Source organism: Mycoplasma suis str. Illinois, from assembly GCF_000179035.2.
GTDB lineage: Bacteria > Bacillota_I > Bacilli_A > Mycoplasmatales > Mycoplasmoidaceae > Eperythrozoon_A > Eperythrozoon_A suis.
On record NC_015155.1, the window covers coordinates 641,838 to 658,812 of the forward strand.

12 protein-coding genes and 2 rRNA genes are annotated in these 16,975 nt (G+C 32.2%); 12 read left to right on the forward strand and 2 right to left on the reverse strand.

Annotated features, from left to right (window positions below; all coding sequences use genetic code 4):
• Positions 1 to 307: 307 nt before the first annotated feature.
• From MSU_RS03825 to rrf, 9 genes are all read left to right on the forward strand, one after another.
• Positions 308 to 772: a hypothetical protein gene (locus tag MSU_RS03825; protein ID WP_013609425.1), complete on the forward strand. Its 465-nt coding sequence runs from the start codon at positions 308 to 310 to the stop codon at positions 770 to 772.
• Positions 773 to 779: 7 nt separating this feature from the next.
• Positions 780 to 1,103, forward strand: a complete 324-nt coding sequence (locus tag MSU_RS03830; RefSeq protein WP_013609426.1) for a thioredoxin family protein — start codon at positions 780 to 782, stop codon at positions 1,101 to 1,103.
• 140 nt (positions 1,104 to 1,243) lie between these two features.
• Positions 1,244 to 2,164: an aspartyl/glutamyl-tRNA amidotransferase subunit C gene (locus tag MSU_RS03835; RefSeq protein WP_013609427.1), complete on the forward strand. Its 921-nt coding sequence runs from the start codon at positions 1,244 to 1,246 to the stop codon at positions 2,162 to 2,164.
• Between the two features lie 7 nt (positions 2,165 to 2,171).
• Positions 2,172 to 3,467 carry an aminoacyl--tRNA ligase-related protein gene (locus MSU_RS03840; RefSeq protein WP_013609428.1) on the forward strand — a complete coding sequence of 432 codons (1,296 nt, stop codon included), beginning with the start codon at positions 2,172 to 2,174 and terminating at the stop codon, positions 3,465 to 3,467.
• The gene (locus tag MSU_RS03845; protein WP_013609429.1) at positions 3,430 to 5,379 is read left to right on the forward strand and encodes a CHC2 zinc finger domain-containing protein; all 1,950 of its coding nucleotides are present in this window, start codon (positions 3,430 to 3,432) and stop codon (positions 5,377 to 5,379) included. Before MSU_RS03840 ends, MSU_RS03845 begins: the two co-directional genes overlap by 38 nt.
• A gap of 101 nt (positions 5,380 to 5,480) precedes the next feature.
• Positions 5,481 to 6,101: a Holliday junction branch migration protein RuvA gene (gene ruvA, locus MSU_RS03850; protein WP_013609430.1), complete on the forward strand. Its 621-nt coding sequence runs from the start codon at positions 5,481 to 5,483 to the stop codon at positions 6,099 to 6,101.
• A gap of 9 nt (positions 6,102 to 6,110) precedes the next feature.
• Positions 6,111 to 7,070: a Holliday junction branch migration DNA helicase RuvB gene (gene ruvB, locus MSU_RS03855; protein WP_013609431.1), complete on the forward strand. Its 960-nt coding sequence runs from the start codon at positions 6,111 to 6,113 to the stop codon at positions 7,068 to 7,070.
• A 130-nt stretch (positions 7,071 to 7,200) separates the two neighbouring features.
• A 23S ribosomal RNA gene (locus tag MSU_RS03860) occupies positions 7,201 to 10,142 on the forward strand.
• Positions 10,143 to 10,187: 45 nt separating this feature from the next.
• A 5S ribosomal RNA gene (rrf, locus tag MSU_RS03865) occupies positions 10,188 to 10,297 on the forward strand.
• Positions 10,298 to 10,982: 685 nt separating this feature from the next.
• Here the strand turns inward: rrf and MSU_RS03870 are convergent.
• Both MSU_RS03870 and MSU_RS03875 read right to left on the reverse strand, forming a co-directional pair.
• The gene (locus tag MSU_RS03870) at positions 10,983 to 12,977 is read right to left on the reverse strand and encodes an MIP family Ig-specific serine endopeptidase (RefSeq protein WP_013610136.1); all 1,995 of its coding nucleotides are present in this window, start codon (positions 12,975 to 12,977) and stop codon (positions 10,983 to 10,985) included.
• A 317-nt stretch (positions 12,978 to 13,294) separates the two neighbouring features.
• On the reverse strand, positions 13,295 to 15,325 hold the full coding sequence (locus tag MSU_RS03875) for an MIP family Ig-specific serine endopeptidase (protein ID WP_013610137.1): 2,031 nt from the start codon (positions 15,323 to 15,325) through the stop codon (positions 13,295 to 13,297).
• Between MSU_RS03875 and MSU_RS05015 the strand changes: the two genes are divergently transcribed.
• From MSU_RS05015 to MSU_RS03885, 3 genes are all read left to right on the forward strand, one after another.
• Positions 15,313 to 15,411, forward strand: a complete 99-nt coding sequence (locus MSU_RS05015; protein ID WP_158304040.1) for a hypothetical protein — start codon at positions 15,313 to 15,315, stop codon at positions 15,409 to 15,411. The genes MSU_RS03875 and MSU_RS05015 overlap by 13 nt on opposite strands.
• Before the next feature lie 183 nt (positions 15,412 to 15,594).
• The gene (locus tag MSU_RS03880) at positions 15,595 to 16,350 is read left to right on the forward strand and encodes a restriction endonuclease subunit S (protein ID WP_013609434.1); all 756 of its coding nucleotides are present in this window, start codon (positions 15,595 to 15,597) and stop codon (positions 16,348 to 16,350) included.
• 122 nt (positions 16,351 to 16,472) lie between these two features.
• Positions 16,473 to 16,844 carry a restriction endonuclease subunit S domain-containing protein gene (locus tag MSU_RS03885; RefSeq protein ID WP_013610138.1) on the forward strand — a complete coding sequence of 124 codons (372 nt, stop codon included), beginning with the start codon at positions 16,473 to 16,475 and terminating at the stop codon, positions 16,842 to 16,844.
• Positions 16,845 to 16,975 lie beyond the last annotated feature (131 nt).

Below are 16,975 nucleotides of genomic sequence, written 5' to 3' on the forward strand. Positions count from 1 at the left end.
ACTTACTAGAAACTAACTAAAGATTCCAGCAAAAAAACTACTTCCTGACACTCTTTCCTTCGTACAGGAAAGTGTCGATCTCTTCTTCGAAAAGATCCATAATGAATTTAATATTTCTCTAAGAGAAGCTCTTAGAGAATTCACAGAGTATCACGTATACTCTTGTAACTATTTAGGATTATCAGCTGATCCTAAAAATCTTTCTCTCTACTACCACTTCAATTACAACCCAGAAAAAAATCTAGCTAAACTAGAAAAAATTTATTTTGTCTCACCTGAGGCGAGACACATATTAACTTACAATTTCTTGCTTGAAATTGAATCCTATACAAAATCCAAAATCAAGAAATGTACCTCTAAATTGAAACAACAAGTTCCTTCACACCAAAATGTATTTAAGTTTGAAGGAACTTTTAGAGGTCTAACTTTCTTTGCTGACTTCAATAAGCTAGATAGTTACAGAGCTAAAAAGATACTATTAGATTATTCATGATTAAGGGAACAAAATAAACAACTACTAGTACTTAAGAAAATGAATGAAAACTGTGAAAGTGAGTATCTTAAAGAAGTAGTTATTAAGTTTGACTTATCATTCTTAAAAGATTCTCACTTCTTCGAGAATGATAAGTATGCTAGTTTTAAGAGAGTATTACCTCCTAACTTAATGATTGAATTACCTCTTACAGTAGAATATGAAATAGAAAAAATTCCAGAATCTTTGAAGAAAGAACAACTAATTGACCTTAGTTCTTTAAAAATGAATATTTCCTAATATATTCATGATTACTATTAATTCTCAAGAAGAACTAAATACACTTCTTGAGAAAGGAAATGTTGTTATAGATTTTTATGCTGATTGGTGTCCTCCTTGCAGACAATTGATGCCTGTACTAGAAAAACTATCTATTAGTGATAAATTTAGAGATACTATCCAATTTGTAAAAGTTAATGTAACTCAATTTGCAGAATTAGCTAGAAAATATGAAGTATCTTCTATTCCTACTCTTGTTTTCTCTTCTTTAAATAAAGATCAAGTAGAAAAGCACCTAGGCTTTAAGGATGAAGATCAACTTACAAGCCTACTAGAGCAATACTTCACTTAGATCTAAATTTTCAGGCGGCCAGCAATGGCCTCCTAAGTGGGAGTGATATACTTTTTTGAGCCTGCCTAGTTTTAGCAGTCTTTACATTACTTTTATGTCTTAAAAAGTTATTTTTTAGACTTTGATGTCAAAAAAATTATTTGATATTCCCAAGTCTAAATATCAATACTATTTCCAGCATTGCAATGATTATTGCTGCAAATACAGCAATAATATTTGCAATTATTTTCTTGACTCACAACCTTTTAGGTGTTGTGTTTCAAATCTATCCGGGAAGTCGTCTATTAATTGAAACAATACTTATAAAGATTGGTGGAAGTCTCTATGGACCAGTTATAGGTATGTTAATAGGTCTTTTGACAGACCTATTAACAGTAATTCTTACTTCTTCAGTATTTAACTATGGATATTTATTAGCAGCCATTTTTAATGGCTTCCTAGGAGGATTTATATTCATGTTGCGAGATGAACATAAAAAATCTAGAACAATGGTTAAATACTGACAAAACACAATGTTTGTAATTGGACTACTAACAATTACTAGTGTTACTTTCTACTTTTTCTTCTATAAGTCAGTATTGAAACACAATAGTGGCTCTGACACAATAGCACTAAATATATTCTCTAAATCTATAGATTTCCCATCATGATTCTTCCCAGCATTCCTATCAACTATTCTGGGAACAATAGTTATAGGACTAATAACTACTCTATTAATGTCTGATAAAAAATTCTTTATCAGACATTCAGATTCAGCTAAAAAATGAAATATCATTTTTAGAATTACAGCTCTAAACTTTATAGCTTATATATTGGTAGATTTGATAACTCTACCACTATTCGATATAAAGATTTCTACTCTACCTTATGAACAATTCTTTGTTATGAGAAATATAGCTTTAATTCCAGCTATAACTTTCTCATCCTTTATAGTTTGAAAGATTTTCAAACTAAATCAAAAACTTCACTTTACTTCCTTTAAAGAAAAGCTACTTCTTCCAAGTAGATCAGCTAAGACTGCTCTTACTGGAATGCAATATCAAACAAATTTAAACTACTAAGTTAAATTTGTCTACTATAGAAAAATACCTAATAGAAAAGGGATTTATATATCCCAGCAGCTCTATTTATGATAAGTTAGAAAACTCCTGAGACTATGGTCACATAGGAGTTTTACTGAAAAACAATATAAAAAATCAATGAGTTGATTTTTTTGTAACTAAGGGAAAAGATGTTTTCCTTTATGAAGGAAATCTTCTAACTTCTAGAGAGGTATGGGAAGCTTCTGGACATATAAAAAACTTTGAAAAAACATTAGTGGAGTGTAAGTCCTGTAATGTTCGATATGAATTAGAAGGTAAATTAGAAAAATGTCAGAAGTGTAACTCTTCTGACTTTTCTGAACCTAAAAAATTTCAAATGATTTTTAAATCTGACAAATATTATTTGAGACCTGAAACGGCTCAAACAATATTCGCAAATATCAAGTTAATTGCACTTAACTCTAAAGTCAATTTACCTTTTAGTGTTGCTCAATCTGGAAAAGCCTTCAGAAATGAAGTCTCTCCAGAAAAAACTATTTTTAGAACTAAAGAGTTTGAACAACTAGAGTTTGAGGAATTTGTGCATCCAGAAGATGCACAATCAACTTTGGAAAGACAAGTAGAAAGTATTAGAAAATTCCTAACAGAAGTTTTTGAATTTTCTCCTTCTTCTTTTTCTTTTGAATCTGTTCCGAAAGAAGAATTACCTCACTATTCACTTCAAAATTGTGATCTTCACTACAATTTTGAATTCGGTAAAGAAGAATTATGAGGTATAGCTAATAGGGGAGACTTTGACTTAAAGTCTCACCAAGAATATTCTGGAGAAAAACTTCACTTCCAAGTAGAAGAAAATTCCAAAACTTTAGTCCCATTTGTAGTGGAACACTCAGTGGGACTAAATAGATTAATGCTAGCTGTTATCAAGGAAAAACTAATAGATATAGATGGAAAGAAGTGAAAAACTCTTTCCCTCCCGGTTTCTCTTTCTCCTTATAAGTTTGCTGTACTACCACTTACAAAGGAGCAATTAAATTGCTCCTATAAACTAGTTGAATATCTAAAGAGTTTTGGTCTCTCAGTTATTCTCTCCCATAAGGGTTCTATAGGTAAGAGATATAGAAAACAAGATGAGATAGGAACTTTTTATTGTTTAACCTTAGATTTTGAAGGGGGAAGCTGGGATAGTTCTGCTTTTTCTGTAACTTTAAGAATTAGAGATAATGGGAAACAAGTAAGAGTTAATAAAAATGAATTGAAAGAATATATACTTTCCTGTCTAAGTGTCTCAAAAGAGCTACTTAGACAGGAAGAAATATAAGGTAAAAGAAGTAATTCAGAATTATCTATCCCTCGAAAAGAGGGGTAGAAATTTCTGAGCAATTTGCCCATTCCATGATGACACAAGAGCATCTCTTTCTGTTTCTGAAGAAAAAAATATATTTAAGTGTTTCTCCTGTGGAGTCACTGGAGATGCTATTTCCTTCGTTATGAAGAAGGAAAATATTCCTTTTAATGAAGCTGTTTTTAAAGCTCACACTTTACTAAAGTTTCCGATTGAGCAACTTAGCTCAATCAAATTCAATTCCAAAGACTATTTATTTAAGCAACAATTAATCAAATTCAATAATTTTGTTTCTGAATTTTTCATTAACTCTCTAAATTCAGAAGAAGGGGGGGAGGCTCTTCAATATCTAAAAGAAGAAAGAAAACTAAGTGATTTCTTAATTCAGAAATTTAAGATAGGGTTTTCTCCCGCGGGGGAGAAATTAATGAATTCAATAGAACAAATTAGAAAAATTTCTGAGGAATTCAAATTCATAAGTGATGAATTCCTCTTAAAAACAGGAATTTTTAGTAAAAGTTCAGGAACTTCTGAAAAAATATTTCCTATTTTTCAAAATAGGATAGTATTTCCAATTTTTTCTCAAAATCAGGAAATAATTGGATTTACTTCCAGAAGATTAGGGAACTCTAATCTTTCTGAAGCAAAATATATTCACTCAAGGGAAACTCTCTTATTTAAAAAAGCTAATTTACTCTACAATCTCCCTGAAATCAATAGGGTTTCAGAAGATTCTTTCATATACCTCTTTGAAGGTATATTTGATCTTTTGTCATTTCAACTAATTTCTCCAGAATCTATCTGCTTTGCACTTCTAGGGAGTGAAATGTCAGACAATGGGTTTCGTTTATTGACCAAGTTACCCTCAAAAAAATTAGTAATTATTATGGACAATGACCAAGCTGGTAGGAATGCAGCTCTAAAGCTATTTCAGAAAATGCTGAAATATGAATTAAATTCCCATATTCTACCAATAGATTATGGGAATAATAAAGACTTATCAGAGCTTTATTGTTCTGGCTCTTTAATTCAATTACCAAAACCTGTAGATTACATTGAGTGAATTCAAGGTAATTGAAGAGATTTGTGAAAAAAAGAAGAAAAATATATTACTGACATTATTTCAGTGAACCAAATAGTTCACTTTCTTCTGGATGGTCTATTCCAAAGAGATCAGAGAACTCAGAAAATATTTTTATTTTCTGATATCAAATATGACTTCGCTTTTCTTCAGTTATCAAGAATATTTAGTCTGTATGACTCAATAGAGAAGACTCAATTTGAGTCTGAAATTATTGAGAGAGCTAAGCAAAAATATATAGAAGCTATAAATGTCAAGGCTATTCTTCCGCAGGAGGATAGTATTGAAATCGAAATAGCTTCTCTTAGGCGAGAACTCTCGACTCCAAAAGACTTAACTGGGGAATTCTCAAAAATAGTTGAAATAATTCAAAAACTTAGAGAGTCTAATAGAGATTTGCAATTAATTTCTCAGAAATTATCTGATTGGGAAACTCCCTTTTTATTTCAATATTTCGAGAATTATCAATTAGGTTTTTCCGAAAAAGAAATTCCTTTCTTTTTGGAACTTAAGGAAGTTATTGCAAATTTCAGAAGTGATTTAATTGTTCAGAAAACAAAATATTTATCACTTCAAGAGGGGGAGGAAATAGAAGTAAGTTCAATGAAAGACTTCTTTGAACTTTACTATTCCCTAACAGAGAAAACAATAAGAAAAGCTCTTGCTTTTATTAAGACTTGATCTACTCCAGAGTTTCCGGAGAAAAAGCAAATAATAGAACAAATAGATCAAGACTTAAAAGATGTGAAGCAAAAATATGCTTCACTAATTTGCAGAGAGTTAGAAGAATTAAAGTATCTAACCTAGCTATCTAGTTCTTAGCGGGAAAGTCTTTTCAGCCAATTATTGGCTGAAAATTCTTACTTTTTCGAAAAACTAAGACATTAAGAGAGTGAAAAGAAAAAAATATGTACTACTTAAAGTGTCAAATTATCTCAGTGCACAAAAATTATTTAATTGCTGAAAGTAATGGAAAGGGTTACAAAATAAACTTTGCTGATACTTATTCCATTAAGGAGCAAGAAGAGCATTTAATTTATGTGTTCCGAGAATTTAAGCTAGACACTAAAAATCAAATAACTTCCCAATTATTTGGTTTTCTTTCTGAAAAAGAATTTGAATTATTTAACAGTCTATTGGCGATAAAAGGAATAGGTTGTAAAACAGCTCAAGCCATATTAACTAATGACTGAAATATGATGTACTTCTTGGCAGAACGTGAAGAAAGACTAAAACTAGCTGAACTAAGGGGATTCAATCTGAAAATAGCTAATTTATTTATCTACTCAATAAAAAATATGAAGTCACTAAAAAATTCTTTTAATAAACATTCTTCATCCAGTTATTCTGATTCCAAAGAATGTAAAGAGAAGGAAGTTATTTCTTCTCTAATAAAAATTGGATACAAATTTGATGACATAAAAAGAGCTCTAGACATTATTAGAGAAAGCGATACTGAATTGAAGAATGACTTCAATTCGCTAATTAATGAATGTTTAAAAACAATATCTCAAATCAAATATCACTAGTAGTAAATCATGAATTTAGATTTACTACACACAAGACCTACTAACCTTAGCGAGTTCATTGGAAAACCTGAAATAGTAAAGAGTCTTCGGATTGGAATAGAAGTGGCTAAAAAATTAAATAAACCTCTAGAACACACTTTACTTTACGGACCCCCTGGGGTCGGTAAAACTTCATTAGCACAAATAATAGCTAATGAAATGGAAGTAAATATAAAAATTGTTCCATCAACAAATATTCAAACTCTTCCAGATTTAATAGGTATTCTCAATTCACTCAATGACTTTGATGTTTTATTCATTGATGAAATTCACAGTCTTAAATTGGAATACTCTGAAATGTTGTATTCAGCTCTCGAGGACAATGTCCTCGATTTACTAATTGGAAAAAATTACAACTCTAAAACAATTAGAGTTAATTTACCTAAATTCACTCTAATTGCTGCTACCACAAATTTAGGAGCTTTACCAAAAGCTCTAGAAGAAAGATTTGGATATGTCTTCTTCATTGATTGCTATACAGAAGAAGAATTAATAGTTCTAATTAAGAGAGTTACTAAGATGTGAAATTTAGAACTCAGCGAAAAAGAAATACTAACTATTGTTTACAACTCTAGGGGAATCCCTAGAAATGCAAATAGAATATTGAGAAGGGTTTTGGACTACAAAACTATTAATAATGAATGTGAAATTCAAGAAATCATAAAAGAATGTGGATTTATCTATATGGGATTAACTGAAACAGATATAAAGTATCTAAATTTTTTGAAGGAAAGTTTGAACTTTACTTCTGGAATTAAATCTATAGTTCAGGGAACTAATATAGATGAATCTACATTAATTAAGAAAATAGAACCTTACCTAGTAAGTAAGGGTTATATTTCCAAAACTAATAAGGGGAGAATACTCACAGATAGTGGGGAGAAAATACTTGGAAAATATAAAAAATGAAAAAATAAGGTCAGTAGGTAAGTTTCTTAAAATAAAAAAGTAACTTGCCTAGTCTGGTAGGACACCTTAGTGTGACCTTACCGGAATAGTGCTGTTTTTTACGATTTTTGACAATTAATTAGAAATTAATAACTTAATAACAAAGATTCTCAATTAAATTATTAAGGGCTAGTAAAGGATTTCTTGGAAATGATAGGCGATGAAGGACGTGCAAATCTGCGAAAAGTATCGGGTAGTCGATTAGAGACCATAATCCGGTAATCTCCGAATGTAGAAATACAGTAGAAACTAATCTTTCTACTATTATTACGTGAATTAAATAATGTAATAAGGCGAACTCGGCGAAGTGAAACATCTCAGTAGCCGAAGGAAAAGAAAACGAAGTGATTCCCTCAGTAGTGGTGAGCGGAAGGGGAAGAGGCTAAACCAGTAAGTCTAGACGATTAACTGGGGTTGTAGGACCTTACTAAAGCTATTTTGGACTGTAGTAGAAGATCATTGGAATGTGACGCTATAAAGGGTGATAGCCCCGTATATTAAACACGAAGAAAGCTTAAGGAATCCTGAGTAGGGCGGGACATGTGAACCCTGTTTGAATCTGCCCCGACCATGGGGTAAGCCTAAATACTAATCATTTACCGATAGTGAACAAGTACTGTGAAGGAAAGATGAAAAGAACCCAGATATGGGAGTGAAATAGAACATGAAATTACTAGCCTACAAAGAGTCGAAGCACATTAATGTGTGACGGCGTGCGTTTTGAAGTATGAGCCGGAGAGTTATTGCAAGTTGCAAAGTTAAGCCTAAGAGGGTGGAGCTGGAGCGAAAGCGAGTCTTAATAGGGCGTTAAGTAGGTTGCAATAGACCCGAAAGGGGACGAGCTATCCATGAGCAGGTTGAAATTTGGATAAAACCAGATGAAGGACTGAACCGACTGTCGTTGAAATGATAGCGGAGGACTTGTGGATAGAGGTGAAATTCCAATCGAGTTCCCTGATAGCTGGTTTTTGTCGATATAGTTTTAGGACTAGCGTCAAATAAATTGATGATTGGAGGTAAAGCACTAAATCTATAAGGGCACTTCGCTGTGTACTAAATAGAATTAAACTCTGAATTCCAGTCATTTTACTTTGGCAGTGAGACTATTTGGGATAAGCTTTATAGTCGTGAGGGAAAGAGCCCAGACCAACAAATAAGGTCCCTAAATTAAGCTAAGTGGAAAAGGAAGTCAAAATTCATAAACAACTAGGATGTTGGCTTAGAAGCAGCCATCATTTAAAGAGTGCGTAATAGCTCACTAGTCTAGTTTTTTGGCGCCGCAAGTATAACGGGGCTAAGCTTAATACCGAATTTTTGGATTCAAAATTTTTTAAAGATTATGAGTGGTAGACAAATGTTGTATAAGGGTTGAAGTTTGAGCGAGAGCACAGATGGACTTTATACAAGTAAGAATTCCGGCGTAAGTAACGAATGAAAGTGAGAATCTTTCTAGCCGATTGATCAAGGTTTCCGGGGCTAGGTTCGTCCTCCTCGGGTTAGTCGATCCTAAGGTGAGGTCGAAAGACGTAACTGATGGACAACGGGTTAATATTCCCGTACTACCTTGAGTTGTTAATGGGTGGACAAAAGAGGTTGAGGTAAGAGGATTATTGGATTTCCTTTTAAGTTTCAAAGCAAGCTAGGGATGAAAATCACCTTAGCATACATTGTGAGGAACGAATACGATCTCTGGTGGCGACACTAGAGAAAGTTACTGACAATCGCTTTTCGAGAAAAGACTCTAAACATAAACTCAGGGTATTCGTACCGAAAACGAACACACGTGATCAAGGAGAATATCCTAAGGCTAGCGAGCCAACTACAGTTAAGGAACTCTGCAAATTAACTCTGTAACTTAGGGAGAAAGAGTGCCCTATCAGGAAGATAGGGTCACAGTAAAGAACGAGGGCGGACTGTTTAACAAAAACACAGCTATATGCAAAATTCGAATATGAAGTATATGTGGCGACACCTGCCCGGTGCCAGAAGGTCAAAGAAGGTTGTTAGGCTAGTTTACTAGCTGAAGCTTCTAACTTAAGCCCTGGTGAACGGCGGCCGTAACTATAACGGTCCTAAGGTAGCGAAATTCCTTGTCAGGTAAATTCTGTCCCGCTTGAATGGTGTAACCAGCTCTTGACTGTCTCGACTGTAGGCTCGGTGAAATCCTGGCGAGAGTGAAGACACTCTCTTGCCGCTACGGGACGAAAAGACCCTATGAAGCTTTACTGCAGCTTGATATTGTGAAGAGTTTTTGATATTAGAGAATATGTGGGAGACTAGGAAGACGATGCGCCAGTGTTGTTGGAGTCGACAGTGGAATACCACAATTTCAATGACTTTTTGCTTACATATAACCATATATCTGGTGTATGGACAGTGTTAGGTGGGCAGTTTGACTGGGGCGGTTGCCTCCCAAAATGTAACGGAGGCGTTCAAAGGTACACTTAGCGCGAATGGAAATCGCGCAGAAAGGGTAATACTATATGTGTGCTTGATTGTGAGACAAACAAGTCGACCAAGTAAGAAATTAGGATATAGTGATCCGGTGGTTCCAAATGGAAGGGCCATCGCTCAACGGATAAAAGCTACTCTAGGGATAACAGGGTAATAATCTCCAAGAGTTCATATCGACGAGATTGTTTGCTACCTCGATGTCGACTCATCTTATCCTGGGGGTGAAGCAGCTCCCAAGGGTTCGGCTGTTCGCCGATTAAAAAGATACGTGAGTTGGGTTCAAACCGTCGTGAGACAGGTTGGTCTCTATCTATAGCGGCTGCAGGAAATTTGAGAGGATTCGTTCCTAGTACGAGAGGACCGGAATGAACATACCGCTGTTGTACCAGTTGTTTTGCCAGAAGCATTGCTGGATAGATAAGTATGGATTAGATAAACGCTGAAAGCATCTAAGTGTGAAACTAACCTCAAAAAAATTTCCCCCTTTAAGTAGAACTTAAAGATAAGCATGGTGGCAGACTACCACCTTGATAGGCCACAAGTGTAAGTACAGCAATGTATTAAGCTAAGTGGTACTAATTATGCGAAAGATTTAATGAGAATCTTTTTATTAAATAGTTATTAGTTTTTAATTAATTACCTTTGTGCAGTCAGGATACTATGGTGGAAATACCTATACCCATTCCGAACATAGCCGTCAAGCACCATAGGCTCAATTTGGCCTCAAGAAGAGAGCTTCCTTGAGTTGACTGCACTATTTATTTTTCAAACATTTTTTTAACCCAAAACCAAATCAAATCAATAAATAAATTAGTAGTAAAAAAAGGGGCAATAACCACTTTTTACTTCTTTATTGATTAATTATTAAGTTGAGATTAAAGAAGACCAATAAGTGTTTAGTTTTTTACACAATAATTAAGTAAAAAATATTGTTGTTTTTTGTTTTTTCCTTATCTCCATATTTTCTAGGGGGAGAAAGAAAGGAAAAATAAATTCTTATTCACCAAAACTAAAAGGACAAAAAGATTTAAGTTTTAGGGTGATAAGAATCCTAGGTCAAAAAGAAAATTCTGATACTTTTTTTCTTCAAAAAATTTATTCTTGAGGGGAAGTAAAATAAATTTTTAACTCCTTATAAAAATTAGTTAATTGTTGGAATATAAAAAAGATTAAATTTTTAAGTTAAATAGTTAGATAAATAAATGTTTATTGTAAAAGTATTAATTTCTTTATAAATTAATTATTTTGAAAAAGAAAATAATCTTTTTATATATTTTCAATAAAAAATAAATTTCAAAGTTTAGCAATTTAGTATGGAGGGAGGGAATTCCCCTCCCCTCTTAACTTAAAGGTAATTAATAAATTTCATTGTTTTTAGTGATTTAATTTCTAACTTTTCTATAAAAGGTTGGGCTTTCTAGCCCAACTATCTAGAAAAAACTAATTAGATTTTCAGTTAGAGTTTTGGCTTAGATAAGTTTTAATTCCTTTTCCATATTTTTCTAGTTGAGTTCTATAGGAAGAGATTTTTCCACCTTTACCAGAAATTAAGTCAAAACTTGGGAAAATTACTCTTCCTCTAGCATCCTTAATTTGACTTCCTCTTACAGATTCAACAACACCATAATTTACTGGATTAGCAAATCTAGTATAAAGACCTAATAGTCCTCCATTTTCATCTAGAACCATACTTCCTGAAGCTCCTCCCCCTAGGAAAGAATTATCTATTAGGTAGTTATATCCTCAAGTATTCATAGATTTACCATTTCAAAATATTTTGATGTTATCGTAATAACTATTTTGTTCTGAACCCATATGTCCTCTAATAACATCTCCATATTTATTTGTTACGTTATATCCTGGAAGACGTCTTAGTCTGTCATATTCCTTGAAGTGAGTTAATTTACTGTGAGTAGAGATTATCTTACTATCATATCTTCCTTCTTTAAGCTCTGTCTTTCATCTATATTTTTGATTCATGGAGAAAGATATTTCTCCTCCCTTATTATCTCCAGCAGGATATCCACCAACAAAGAAATTTTCTTCATTGTTATTTAATTCTTCTGCAGTATATTTACTCATTAATTCAGGAGCAAAGAAATTAATAGATTTTTCTGGTGATTGAGCCCCACTATCTTTAAATACTTTGCTCTTGTAGTACTTATCGAATAATTTGTTAGTAATCTTTTTAGCTACTTCTTCATCTTGAAAATCAACTTGAACTATTCCAAAATCCTTAAAGTAGTCCATTGTTTTTCTCTCATCCTTAACATCCTTTTTATCTCCAGCAAAATTAATTGCTGCATATACTAACTTAGGATTTTCAATTCGAGCTTCATAAATTTTTGGAGCTCTAACTGAAGTTCCCTTTCCTGCATTCTTTTGCATTTCTATATATAGAGGATGATTTTGATAGTATCCTCCACCTCTTGACTTAAATCTTGAAGCTTCATAAGAACTAGGATCTTCAGTCACATCTTCTTCAGTTAGAAGATCTAACTTAGGAGTATCTCCTTTTAGGAATGCAACACATCCTCCATAATTTTTATTTCTTTCTAGATAGAAATGTAGTGATTCCTCAGTTACTGGAAGCACTACATTTTCATATTCACTCTTCAAGAACTTAATTTCACTAATTACGTGTAGATTTGTAGCTACAAATCACTTTGTAGGATATTTACTTGGATCTTCTGGGAGTTCAAAATCCAAGAATCATCCTGTTCCCTGTGAACAAGGAGTAGATAACTTAACTGTGTGATCTTTAATCATTTTGTAGATTTTTGCATCTTTCTTTAATTGTTCGGAATCTTTCATTTGATTTATATTTCCTGAACTTACTAAGTTATCTTTAAAGTCTCAACACCATCCTCAATCTTTACAATCTTCAATCTTTCTTTTTTCTTCTGCGGACATTCATTGTCTGTTTTCTATAGGTTTTGAAGCTCTAACTTCATAAACTTGGTTTTTACCATTCTTTTCACTTCAGTCACCAACATCATTTTCGATAATTGGACCTTTATTTACTACAGGCTCAACTTTCGGTTGTGGATGACTAACTTGAGATACTATTTTTATTTCTGGACTACTACTTGGTAGAGAATTATCAACAGATACCTTTGGAGAGGCCTTTGAAGCCTCTTCTTCAGTAACTACAGGTTGTGCTTGATTATGTTTTTGTGAAGGATCATCTAAGTGGGAACTTGTTGAAGAATCGCCTAAGGTAGTTGTAGAACCTCCACTTGGGGGGGGCAATTTAGTATCTCTATTTTCATCTGTTTCAGGAGAAATTTCTCCTGAAACACCATTTTTTAAACCAAATAATTCGGAATTATTATTAACAAACTTATAGAATTCTCGACCAGCATAACCAACTCCACCAGTTCCCCCAACAGAAACAAGAATTATTTTTAAAAGACTTGGAAAACTAATTGGCAAAGCTATTTGTTAATTATTTATCAAAATAAGACAAAAAATCTTAGCTAATTATAAAAGAAGAGATCAAAAACATTTATAAATTTCAAAAATTTTTTGAAACTTAAGTAACACTAAGAAATATTTTTTAAATATTTAAAAATCTTTTTTATTATGTATTTTTTGCTTTTTAAATATGTTTATTAATGTAAAAAATATTTTTCATTAATAAAAATATATCTATATTTTTGAGTTAATAAAAATAATCTTTTTAAATTAAAAGATAAAAAAATTACTTAACTTAATTAATTGGGCTACTGCCCAATTAATTAAAAAGATTACTAACTATATTTTCAGTTGGCTTTTGAACTCAAATAAGTTTTCATATCTTTCTTGTGTGTTTCCAATTGAGTTCTGTAAGAATATAGTCCCCCTCCTTTACCAGCAATTAAGTCAAAACTTGGAACAAGTACTCTTCCATTTTTATCTTTAATTTGATTTCCTCTTACAGCTTCAATTTCCGCATAGTTAAATCCTTTACCATCATATCTAGTGTAAAGTCCTAGAAGTCCTCCATCTTTATCCAATACCATACTTCCTGAAGCTCCTCCTCCTAGGAAAGTATTGTCTATCAAGTAACTATAACCTCATGTGTGCAGGGATTTATTATTTCAAAGCAACTTAGTTGTTTTGAAATGATTCTTATTCTTTTCTGTATTCATGTGGCCCTTAACAACTTGGTCATGTTCATTGGTAAAGTTATATCCTGTCCAGTTCTCTTTATCATTAATCTCTTTAAAGTAAGTTAACTTACTGTGAGTAGGATTAATACTTGCTCTATAGTTACTGTCATATCTCTTTCTATATTTTTGATTCATAGAGAAAGAGATTTCTCCACTTCTATTATCTCCTGTAGGGTATCCCCCTACAAAGAAGTGTTCTTCACTGTCATTAATTTGATCAACATCATATCTACTCATTAACTCAGAAGCAAAGAAGTTAACTGACTTTTCAGATGTTTGAGTATTTGAACCTTCAAATACTTTATTTTTGTAATACTTATCAAATAATTTGTTTGTAACTTTTTTAGCTACTTCTTCATTGTCAAAATTAACTTCAACTATTCCAAAGTCTTTAAAGTAATCCATAGTTTTTCTTTCATCATCAAAATCTTTTTTAACTCCAGCAAAGTTAATTGAAGCATACACTAACTTTGGATTTTTAATGTTTGTTTCATAAATCTTTGGAGCTCTTACATTAACTCCTTTACCTGCATTTTCATTCATTTGTATATATACAGGATGGTTCTTGTAATATTCTTGTTCTCTAGATCTATATCTAACTGATTGAGTATCAGATCTATTAAGTTCTTCAGTTACATCTTCTTCAACTAATAGATCTATTGATGGGGAATCCTTTTTAAGGAATTCCATACATCACTTGTATTTCTCATTTTTATTTACATAGAAATCCAAAGTATCCTTAGTTACTGGTAAGGATACTTTGTAATCATTGTCACTTTCTGAGAACTTAATTTCATTAATTACGTGCAGGTTTGTAGCAATAAATCATTTTGTAGGATATTTGTCTTGACTTGTTGGAAGTTCAAAATCTAAGAATCAGCCGGTACCGGCTGAACAAGGAGTAGACAACTTAACTGTATGGTCTTTAATCATTTTGTAAACCTTTGCATCATCTTTCAGTTGTTGTGAATTCTTTATTAGATTTACATCCCCAGAACTAACAAAGTTATTTCTGTAATTTCAGTAATATCATTCATCTCTACCTTCTTCAATATGTTTTCTTTCTTGTTCGGACATTTTTTGCTTATTGGCAATAATTTTTGTAGCTTTTTGCCCATAAGCTTTATTAGTTAAACCACTATCTTTATTTCAATCTCCCGTTTCATTTTCAATAATTGGTTTAGGTTGTTCTGGTTTAGCTGCTGCGGAAGCAGCTTCAGAACTCCCTACAGAAGTTGCTTGGATTTCAGATGTGGATTGAGAAGTTGGGTTTTGTTGCCCTTCAACACTAAAGCTTTCGGTTGTTGGAAGTGAAGTTGAATCTTCACTAGAGCTACTATCTCTAGAAGAAGTTGAACTTGAATATGTTTCTGATGTTTGAGAACTTAAAGATGACTCATCTGAAGAAATTCCTGAGATACCTCTCGAAATTTCTGTGTCATCTTGCGGGGGGGGCGAAAATCTAGAAGATTGCTCACTACCTAGGAAACTTTCTTCGAAAAAACTCTTTGTTTTCTTCAGTAATTCTGAATTATTAGCAAATTTATAGAACTCTCTTCCTGCATAACCAATTCCTCCAGCTCCACTAACTGAAAGAAGAACAACTTTTAAAATGCTTGGGAAAGGCAAGACTACTTTTTAACTATTTACTTTCTAAAAGACAAAAAATCTTAGCTAATTATAAAAGAATAGTCCTAAAAATTTATTTAATTTAGGAAAATTTTTAAAAGGGTTTTTAAAAGATCACCATTAAATAAATATTTAGGAACAACCCAAAACTTATAGAAAAATTCATGATTCTTGTAGCTCAAGAATCTTTTTGCAGATTTTTGTCTTATAAAGGAAATATATTAGGAAGTTTTTAAGTTTTTCTCTTATATATAAATAATTACTAGATAATGAATGTTCTAGAAAAACTTAAAAACCTTTCTATTTCAGAAAATAATCGAGAAATAAAAACTAAGGAAGAAGGGATGCAAATGCCCCCCCCTAGGTGGGAATGAGTTACTTTAGATAAGTTAGGAAGTTTTGAAACTGGAAATCCATGAAATTCAAAATTTGATATTTCTCACTCTCTTAATAAAAATAAAGGTATTCCTTTTGTTGATGGCGGAACAATTAGTCAAAGTAAATTACATATTTTGGGAGATAAATTCTATGATCCCAAATATCTTCCATCCAAAATAAAAATCTTTCCCAAAGATACTGTTTGCTTTGTGTGTGTCGGATCTTATCCGGGAGAATCATCAATCCTAAAAACAAATGGTTGCATATCCAACAATATTTATGCTTTCAATTCTTGCGAAAATATTTCTTTCCCCAAATTTTTTAAATACTCCTTAGATTTCTCAGATATAAAGAAAAAAATATTTATTTCTTCCTCCACCACAACTCCCAGAAAAGCTTTATCTAGACATAAATTACTCTCAATTAAATTCCCTTGCCCTCCCTTAAATGAGCAATATCTAATTGGAAATACTCTTTCAGCCTATGATGAGCTAATTGAAAATAATGAGAGACAAATAGAGGTGCTTCAGGGAATAAGAACTTCTATTTTTAAAGAGTGGTTTGTGAATCTAAGGTTTCCTGAAAATAAAGGATTAAGTCTTAATGACTTAATCTCTGCGGGGGGGGATGAGCTATTAAGAAATTAAGTGGTATTACTTCAATAAAAAGAGGAGATATCTCAGCTAAAAAAGCTGTAAGGGAAGGAAAATATCCATTTTTTACCGCTTCAAAAAATAGTCCAGAAAAAATTAATGAATTTTCTTATGATATGTTTGCAATTTTGGTCACAAGAACGGGTAAATTTATTGCTAGAGTTTGTAGGGGAAAGTTTGAAGTCAGTGATTGTTGTTTTCTTGTTGTACCTAAAATACAAAATCAAACTTATTTTTTATTAGAAGCTATAAATTTAATAATTTTTGAACTTCACAAAAATTGTCCCGGAGTAAAAGTATTAAAAGAATTTGAATTTAAGCCAACTGTAATTTCAATTCCTGACAACAAAACATTAGAAAGATTCAATGAAATTTGTGAATTTATTCAACTCAAAATTGAGAATTTACAAAAGAATATCGAGAGACTAGAAATAATGAAAAAAGATTTGCACAAAATGATCTTTAACCAAAAAATATCAGTTATTTAGGAATTTTTGAAATTATCAAAAATTAAATTTTCTAAATGAAAAAATAAAAACTTAGAAAATTTCATTATTTTTGAAAATTTTGCACATTAATGGAATGGGAAATAACTCTATTTGTTCAATAAGTAAATAGT